The sequence below is a fragment of the Vibrio sp. D54 genome, assembly GCF_021728075.1.
Lineage (GTDB): Bacteria > Pseudomonadota > Gammaproteobacteria > Enterobacterales > Vibrionaceae > Vibrio > Vibrio alginolyticus.
The window spans coordinates 1-7,945 of the sequence record NZ_JAKKCS010000035.1 but is presented as its reverse complement, the minus strand read 5'-3'; the positions used below and the strand labels follow the sequence as shown (position 1 = coordinate 7,945).

Annotated in this window: 10 protein-coding genes; 1 reads left to right on the top strand and 9 read right to left on the bottom strand. The window is 41.2% G+C overall.

Features of this window, described 5'->3' with window-relative positions:
- Window positions 1-687: 687 nt before the first annotated feature.
- The 7 genes from L3V37_RS23390 to L3V37_RS23350 all read right to left on the bottom strand — a co-directional run bounded on the left by L3V37_RS23390 (window position 688) and on the right by L3V37_RS23350 (window position 5,437).
- The gene (locus L3V37_RS23390; protein ID WP_237307268.1) at window positions 688-1,209 is read right to left on the bottom strand and encodes a GrpB family protein; all 522 of its coding nucleotides are present in this window, start codon (window positions 1,207-1,209) and stop codon (window positions 688-690) included.
- A 134-nt stretch (window positions 1,210-1,343) separates the two neighbouring features.
- A complete protein-coding gene (locus tag L3V37_RS23380) occupies window positions 1,344-1,907 on the bottom strand; it encodes a hypothetical protein (RefSeq protein WP_237307266.1) in 564 nt (187 codons plus the stop codon).
- Between the two features lie 136 nt (window positions 1,908-2,043).
- The gene (locus L3V37_RS23375; protein ID WP_065971067.1) at window positions 2,044-3,057 is read right to left on the bottom strand and encodes a hypothetical protein; all 1,014 of its coding nucleotides are present in this window, start codon (window positions 3,055-3,057) and stop codon (window positions 2,044-2,046) included.
- Between the two features lie 134 nt (window positions 3,058-3,191).
- Window positions 3,192-3,668: a GNAT family N-acetyltransferase gene (locus L3V37_RS23365; protein WP_237307270.1), complete on the bottom strand. Its 477-nt coding sequence runs from the start codon at window positions 3,666-3,668 to the stop codon at window positions 3,192-3,194.
- A 700-nt stretch (window positions 3,669-4,368) separates the two neighbouring features.
- On the bottom strand, window positions 4,369-4,530 hold the full coding sequence (locus tag L3V37_RS23360; RefSeq protein WP_165387153.1) for a hypothetical protein: 162 nt from the start codon (window positions 4,528-4,530) through the stop codon (window positions 4,369-4,371).
- A gap of 273 nt (window positions 4,531-4,803) precedes the next feature.
- Window positions 4,804-5,118, bottom strand: coding sequence for a DNA-binding transcriptional regulator (locus L3V37_RS23355; RefSeq protein WP_119912653.1), 315 nt, complete (start codon window positions 5,116-5,118; stop codon window positions 4,804-4,806).
- On the bottom strand, window positions 5,105-5,437 hold the full coding sequence (locus L3V37_RS23350) for a type II toxin-antitoxin system RelE/ParE family toxin (protein WP_237307255.1): 333 nt from the start codon (window positions 5,435-5,437) through the stop codon (window positions 5,105-5,107). Before L3V37_RS23350 ends, L3V37_RS23355 begins: the two co-directional genes overlap by 14 nt.
- Before the next feature lie 319 nt (window positions 5,438-5,756).
- On the opposite strand from L3V37_RS23350, the gene L3V37_RS23340 reads away from it, so the two are divergent.
- Window positions 5,757-6,107 (top strand): hypothetical protein, encoded by a 351-nt coding sequence (locus tag L3V37_RS23340; RefSeq protein WP_237307252.1) that lies wholly within the window; start codon window positions 5,757-5,759, stop codon window positions 6,105-6,107.
- Between the two features lie 640 nt (window positions 6,108-6,747).
- Here L3V37_RS23340 and L3V37_RS23325 read toward each other — a convergent pair.
- Both L3V37_RS23325 and L3V37_RS23315 read right to left on the bottom strand, forming a co-directional pair.
- Entirely contained in the window at window positions 6,748-7,182 is a 435-nt protein-coding gene (locus L3V37_RS23325; protein ID WP_237307272.1) for a GNAT family N-acetyltransferase, read from the bottom strand.
- A gap of 137 nt (window positions 7,183-7,319) precedes the next feature.
- Window positions 7,320-7,796 (bottom strand): GNAT family N-acetyltransferase, encoded by a 477-nt coding sequence (locus L3V37_RS23315; protein WP_237307270.1) that lies wholly within the window; start codon window positions 7,794-7,796, stop codon window positions 7,320-7,322.
- Window positions 7,797-7,945 lie beyond the last annotated feature (149 nt).

Sequence of the window (7,945 nt, the reverse complement as noted above, 5' to 3'; positions counted from 1 at the left end):
TACTGACACTGTACGTACCTCACTGAAACAAAAAAGTACTCTAACACACTCAAAACAATCAAACCTGTTTCATATTAAATAGTGCAATCATTCTTTCGAAACTCGGATACATAACGCCCTGTTAAGGTGTGAGCAACGCAATACCGAAGCCGCCGCATACCACCTTAAACACTAAACGCAACGCATACCAAAAATGCCACGCGTTGCGAATCACTCTTAAACAGTTTGTTATGTGCGCTTGTACAACGTATTCAATACATTAACAGTTAAGGGCCTAACCTTGTATTGCTCACAAAAAGATCAATTATGTGCATTCAACGGCGTTTTTTTAAAGTACAACAAGGCTAAGAAAATGAAATTTAATGGTGGGATAAATGCGAATATAAATACAAAAATTGCCCCTGCTACACCTTTATTCAGTTTCCTTTCACCTAAAAAGAATCCAATTATTGAGTTGACCACTGCATAAACAATAAAGATCAGTAGAGGTAAATAAATCGCGTGCATAATAAATCCTTTTAAAATAAACACAGTGAGAACGTTACAACTTGCTTTACCTTAGCACATAACGCCGCGTTAAGGGGTGAACAACGCAAGCCACCAAACCTAAATTATTGTGCCATAAACACAAAAGCTAAACTTAGAACCAAAATTGCCAAGCGTTGAGAATCCCTCTTGAACGCTTTGTTAGGCAAATTTCCAGTTGAGAGCCTTAGTCTCATGCTCTTTAATAAAGCTATCTTTATGACGGCAATATACATCTATGTCATTGTTGCAGATTGCTGCTCCAGTTTTCTTTAACACACCATACTCATCGGCCACTTCAGGAAAAGCGATAAGATACTCTTTAAAAGCGATGTGTCTTTGTGCTTCATGTGAACCTGTTAGAAAAGCGTGGACTTGATGAGTTCGTTGAACCCCACCTTTTTGAAAGTAACGCCTACCCGGGATACCAAACTCACCTTTAGCAAGATAGCCCAACGATTCCATCAAGTAACTTTGCTCATCCAGTTCACTGAGACATTTAACTTCGAGCAGAATATCTATAATTGGTTTCGCACATAAACCTTCAACTGAAGTGCTACCGATGTGGTGAACTTCCACCACATTTTCTTGGCTTAACGCATTAGAGATTAACGCTTTCTCTCGGTTAAAATCATCAGCCCACGACGACTGAAAATCTACGACTTCAATTATCCTTAAACTCACGCCTATCTCCATTTGCCTAACGCCCTGTTAAGGTGTGAGCTACGCAATACCGAAGCCCCTGCAGACCACCTTAACCACTAAAACCAATGCATAGTAAAAATGCCAAGCGTTGCGAATCACTCTTAAACAGATTGTTAAGTTGATATTCCACCCAACACCAACAAACCATGAAATAATGGACCAAAACTGAATAGTGACGGCAATAAGTAGAGTTTAAAGCCATCGTTTATAAAAAATGTTTTGATAAATGATACTACCACTAACCAAGCATACGTAATTGGATTTAACGTGATAGATAACACACTACTCCACGTTCCCTTGGAAGTCATCCATATGCCTAGTGAAGCGGTTGGGTTGAAAAGTGATTTGATATTTACTGTCCCGATTGGGTGTGCGATACCAGTTTGCTCCCTGATTTCATCTTTCGCTTTTTTTAACAACCTGAAATCTCGTGAAATTATATTTTTGTAACTTCGGAAAAATTCACTCACACCAAAGAAGATTAGGACTAGAGCACAAGACATACCGATAGCAATGAGCAACCAAGGCAAAAACTCGGGTCGATTAATCGGACCAGACATTGAAACATTGCCACGCCCGATACTTCCCTCTTGTGGAGAAAATGCAAGAGTTTCTGTGGCTATATAAATAAGCCCAGATACATAAACTCCTGTCAGTAATTTGCTATTTTGATTCACTATTTCCTCCATCAACTTAACGCCGCATTAAGGTGTGAGCAACGCTACCACGAAACCAAACCATACCACCGTAAACACAAAACCCAATGATGGAATGAAAAATGCCATGCGTTGGGAATCACTCTTAAATGCTTTGTTAGCTTTTGCTGGCGGCTGTAGCTGCTTGCACACCTGTGCGGATGACCTCAACTACTTTTGTACTTTTCTCAGTAGTACTACTATCCACATTTAAATAACCAGTGGCACTTTCATTAAAGATAGCCCTTGTTGTTTCAACCAAAACAGCATCCCTGACAGAGTCATCATCAGTTGCTTTAACAAATGCTTGGAAGGTCTTTAGTGAGTTACCTTTAAATTTATTTGCTGCGGCCTGATGTTTAGTTGCTTTATACATATTGCCACACCACAATGTCGCCATTATGAGCAAAACCAATATCAAGATCTTTGAAGAGATAAATTGAATAGCCTTCGCCACACTTGAGATATCTGGGTCCGAAAACAAAAAGTAGAGTGCAAAAGCTAACGATATAGCAGCTAAACCAACAGTTGCCTTTAACCAAATTTTAGCCTGGGACTCTAACGTGGAAGACTCTTGCTCAAAATCAGCGGTAAAGTGCGCTACGCCAGCACTTGCAGAAGCTTCTCTAGCAGCTTGGATTATTGATTCTATTTCGCCACTCTTTTCTTTCGTTTCAACTTCTGCGTTTTCCAAAAGTATTTTGGCTTGAGAGACTGAAGTTGTTAACTGTTCAATGTTATTTTGAATCTCACCTTTTTGATATGCCAAGTACGGAACATAAATGTGAGAGAACTTATAAAACTGATCAACTTGGGTTTGAACAAGATTAATGTATTGATCTCGAACTCCCGAAGGGTTTTCCTGCTCAATTGTATATTCGCGAATATTCTTTACTGTATTGCGTATAGGCGTTCCTTGAGAAACCATTTGCTGCGCGATATCGCTTGGCAATTGCTCTAGTGGAAGAACTTTGAAATGGTTACATAACGCATATAGACGAGTTAAATCAGCTTTCGCCTTTTCAAAATTTATACTGCCCCATTTTGAGTCATAGATTAAATCATCTATTGTCAACTCTGTAATTTCGTTTACAAGGTCTAAAAACTTATCTACTTCTTGCTGTGTAGCCATAATTTCTCCTATAAAGCTAACGCCCAATTAAGGTGTGAGGCACGCAATACCGAAGCTGCCGCATACCACCTAAACCACTAAAACCAACGCATAGTAAAAATGCCACGCGTGCCGAATCACTCTTAAATTGTTTGTTAGGTGCGTAGCCAAAGTTGGTAAAAGTCTGTTTCATCGTGCTTAGGATTCTCACGCACGAACTCCCAACCATGGCGCTTATAGAATGTAAGAGCTCGACGGTTAGTCCGACTTACTGAAAGTACTGCCCGCAAACAACCCACCTGAATCAAAGTGCTTGCTATATAATCCTGCACTTTTGGAGCGAGTCCTAATCCACGAAAATTCGGTTTTAAGTAAATGAGATGGACATAGCCAGTTTCCGGTTCAGGTGAAAAACTACGAAACTCTAATTGCCCTGCAAACTGACCATCCACAAATACATGGATGTAGAACCATCCTGATGTCGTTAACCGTTCAAAGACTCGTTCACGATAACCACTGATGAAGTCGTCGAAACCATCGTAATGCCCAAAGCTACAAAAGTAGGCATCTTTTCTCGCGGCAACGCATAATTCGAAATCATCAATGTTTATCTGCCGAAAAGCAATTTCCATACTTACCTTTTCCATCAAGCACCTAACGCCCAATTAAGTAGTGAGCAACGCATTACAAAAGCTACCGCATTGCGCCTTAAACACAAAACTCACTGCAAACCAAAACTGCCACGCGTTGCGAATCTGCTTAAATTGTTTGTTATGCGAGGTGTACGCAAACGCTAAATTGGCCAACGAAAACATTACCTTAAACACGAAAAACCACAAACGCGTAGGTAACTTTTTGTGATTCAAGAACCAGCGAATTCAACGTTTTGTAAAAAGGCCGCCACAAGCGCGGAACACGACATTAAAGCAAAGATTTGGCTTTTACTTGTGAGAAACCTAACGAGCCGGAATTTCAGCGAATACGGACTTTCTGTAAACTTGCCCTTTCCACACTTTACGCCTGAAAAACTTTCCCCGACAAAATACAATTTTGAATGAGGCAACATCACGAACTTTGGCATGTTTTACGGTTGGAGTGATTCAAGAATTTGAGCCGACAATACTGATTTGCCGAAACCCAAAAGCGAATTGCCAGAGAGATTAAATTAGAAGAAACCTAAAATTTTGCCTTGTCGCATAACGCCGCATTAAGGTGTGAGCAACGCTTCCACGAAATTTAACCATACCACCGTAAACACAAAACCCAACGATTGAATGAAAGATGCCAAGCGTTGGGAATCACTCTTAAATGCTTTGTTATGTGCGTTTTGCCCTATTTATCCTTGAACTCTTCATAGGACTTTGGCTCTCTTTGTTTAGCTATATCCAAAATACTATTAAAAGTTTTTGGCAGCTCTTCGTCATCTGGATTTTCACTTTTCGTTTTTGCTAGATCACGTAGTGTAAGCCAGATAATTGAAAATATTTTCGCCATTTCATACCTCCCGTATCTAATGGGTTGCCCAACAACCAATTTAAAGAACAACGTTCCCAAAAATATACCAACTTACAATGAGAAAATGTGATGCGGATAAAAGAACCATATACAGCACGTTAGATTATTCAGACCTAGTTTTATACCAAGATTAGCATTTATGGTTAAGAATTCGCTGTAGCACATAACGCCGCATTAAGGTGTGAACGACGCTTGGCTACACTTGAGCGAAGCGAAACAGCCAAGCGTTGCGAATCACTCTTAAATGCTTTGTTATAGCTCTGCGATGTGCGACAGAGTTTCTGGGTGACGCTGTACCAATTTTAGAAGAGTAACAGCTTGTCCATTTGGTGCGCTGCGCCCTTGTTCCCAGTTTTCCAACGTACGTGATGATGTATGTAGCAAACGAGCAAATACGCCACGAGACATATTAAACTGCTCACGAATACTAACAATTTCATCAGGTGATATATCTAATTCACTGATGTCATTAACTTGATGAGTTTTCAGAGTTACTTTACCCTCTGAGTGCTCCTTAGCTTCAACAAGTGCTGAGCTTAGTTCTGCAAATAGGTCACGATTGCTCATTGCGCCACGCCTCCATAAAAGCCTTTAACTGTTTCTTTTGATCTGCGGTTAAATCTGACATTTCATTTTTGCCATAAATGGTTAGCAAATAGAAACGACGCTTTTCATCGAGGAAGTAATAAATAACACGTGAACCACCACGCTTTCCTTTACCTTTACTTGCTACTCGAACCTTCCGCAAACCACCTGTACCTTGAATTACATCACCTTGTTTCGGATTCGACATAAGTTCAGCTTGGAACAGTCGAAACTCCTCGTCATTGAGGTATTCATTTCGGTACTTTTCAAATATGGTTGATTCAACAAATACACTTTTCATAAGCAAAGTGTACGCAAGTTACGTATGGATGGCAAACTATACGTGAATAACGTAGTAATTGAATTTTGGATCGCGGAACTGACCAGAGCTATAACGCCCTGCTAAGGGGTGAGCAACGCAATACGAAAGCCGCCGCAAACCACCTTAATCACTAAAATCAACGCATAGTAAAAATGCCACGCGTTGCGAATCCCTCTTGAGCAGTTTGTTAGTCGCGAGGCACCGAGCGACAATTTTAAGCCGAACTAAACTTTGTGAACAACAAACTTTATGTGCTTTGATGCATTTAAGTCAGGCGTAGTCTCAAAGCAGCTACTCAATGAAACCACTTGGAACAAACAACGCCGTAGAAAACAGGCTGACAACCCCCAAAAGCGCTTTTGGAAGGCCAATCTCACAGTGCGGACTTTCAACAAAGTCACTGAAACCACGTGGAACTTACCACACCAGAGAAAACGCCTTTTCAGCGAGTAGATCAGCTTTTGAACCAACAAACTCACAGAGCAGAGTTGCAACCAAAAACAGACTCTCGATTGCCCTGTTCTGTCAGCACCAAAGAACAAAACAACCGCTAGGACAATTGCAAAGCTTTGGACTTAAAACCGCTGAAAATGAGTTTGGACCAACAACGATGAACCTGGGAACCGAACAACAAGCAGCCAAATTTTGAGCTTAGAAACATGATTTTGACAGCTAGCTTTTTCTGGCGACTAACGCCGCATTAAGGGGTGAACAACGCTACCACCCAAACTAAACCATTGTGCTGTAAACACTAAAGCCAATTCAAACCAAAACTGCCAAGCGTTGTGAATCCCTCTTGAATGCTTTGTTAGTTGCCAAACCTAAAGCTTTGATTTGAAGTCGATTGCCGTTTTGCCAACACTAGCTATACGTGTTTTAGTAAACTCAAATCAGGCGCGGTTTCAAAGCGCCTGTCACTGAAACCACTTGGAACAGATAGCGCCGTAGAAAACGGACTAACAACACCAAAAAAATCTTTTGAGAAGACAATATTACAAAGCTGACTTTCAACAAACAAATCGGTTTCTGAAACAGAAAATCCAACCACAAAAGAAACCTGAGAACGATTTTCACAAACCCGAACGATTCAAAATTGAAGTACGAACGCCACCAAAAACACTCTGATTTTAACTCTAAACATTCTGCTTTAGCTGCGTTTCCTCGTTGGCAACTAACGCCCGCTTAAGTGGTGAGCAACGCAATACCAATGCCGCCGCATACCACCTAAATCACTAAATTTACCGCAAACCACAAATGCCACGCGTTGCGAATCCGTCTTAAAGCGTTTGTTATGCCTCTGACTCACGGTAAACATCTGGATGCCAAATTTGCATTAGTATCTCTGGGTTTTCGATTGGTTGGAAACCGTATTGTGCATACAAACCATGCGCATCTCTTGTTGCCAATACCACGCGTCTTAAACCTTGAAGATCAGGGTGTGACACTATGCTTTCAACGAGCCACTTGGCCAAACCTTTTCCTCGGTGATTCTCTACTATAAATACATCAGCAAGGTAAGCAAACGTTGCTTTGTCTGTTATCAGGCGAGCAAAGCCTACTTGAGAATCATGGCTGTCATAGACACCAAAACAAAAGGAATTTGAAATAGCTTTTTCTAGGGTATGCTTTGGTATTCCTGACGCCCAGTAACTTTCTGAGATAAATTCGTAAATCACCTCAAAGTCGAGGTGACTTTTATCCGTGCTGATTCTGTATCCTTGCACCATTTTTTCTCCTTGAGGCATAACGCCCAATTAAGGTGTGAGGCACGCAATACCGAAGCTGCCGCATACCACCTAAACCACTAAAACCAACGCATAGTAAAAATGCCACGCGTGCCGAATCACTCTTAAATTGTTTGTTAGGTGCGTAGCCAAAGTTGGTAAAAGTCTGTTTCATCGTGCTTAGGATTCTCACGCACGAACTCCCAACCATGGCGCTTATAGAATGTAAGAGCTCGACGGTTAGTCCGACTTACTGAAAGTACTGCCCGCAAACAACCCACCTGAATCAAAGTGCTTGCTATATAATCCTGCACTTTTGGAGCGAGTCCTAATCCACGAAAATTCGGTTTTAAGTAAATGAGATGGACATAGCCAGTTTCCGGTTCAGGTGAAAAACTACGAAACTCTAATTGCCCTGCAAACTGACCATCCACAAATACATGGATGTAGAACCATCCTGATGTCGTTAACCGTTCAAAGACTCGTTCACGATAACCACTGATGAAGTCGTCGAAACCATCGTAATGCCCAAAGCTACAAAAGTAGGCATCTTTTCTCGCGGCAACGCATAATTCGAAATCATCAATGTTTATCTGCCGAAAAGCAATTTCCATACTTACCTTTTCCATCAAGCACCTAACGCCGCATTAAGGTGTGAGCGACGCTTGGCTATACTTGAGCGAAGCGAAACTGCCAAGCGTTGCGAATCACTCTTAAATGCTTTGTTATACGATTCTACGCACCCCACTTTTCTATGTCGTCC

What these genes read in the sequence shown, in the direction of transcription:
- L3V37_RS23375 (WP_065971067.1), bottom strand. Translation starts at nt 3,057, where the DNA reads ATGGCTACACAGCAAGAAGTAGATAAGTTTTTAGACCTTGTAAACGAA.
- L3V37_RS23340 (WP_237307252.1), top strand. Translation starts at nt 5,757, where the DNA reads ATGAAACCACTTGGAACAAACAACGCCGTAGAAAACAGGCTGACAACC.
- L3V37_RS23350 (WP_237307255.1), bottom strand. Translation starts at nt 5,437, where the DNA reads ATGAAAAGTGTATTTGTTGAATCAACCATATTTGAAAAGTACCGAAAT.
- L3V37_RS23365 (WP_237307270.1), bottom strand. Translation starts at nt 3,668, where the DNA reads ATGGAAATTGCTTTTCGGCAGATAAACATTGATGATTTCGAATTATGC.
- L3V37_RS23355 (WP_119912653.1), bottom strand. Translation starts at nt 5,118, where the DNA reads ATGAGCAATCGTGACCTATTTGCAGAACTAAGCTCAGCACTTGTTGAA.
- L3V37_RS23360 (WP_165387153.1), bottom strand. Translation starts at nt 4,530, where the DNA reads ATGGCGAAAATATTTTCAATTATCTGGCTTACACTACGTGATCTAGCA.
- L3V37_RS23315 (WP_237307270.1), bottom strand. Translation starts at nt 7,796, where the DNA reads ATGGAAATTGCTTTTCGGCAGATAAACATTGATGATTTCGAATTATGC.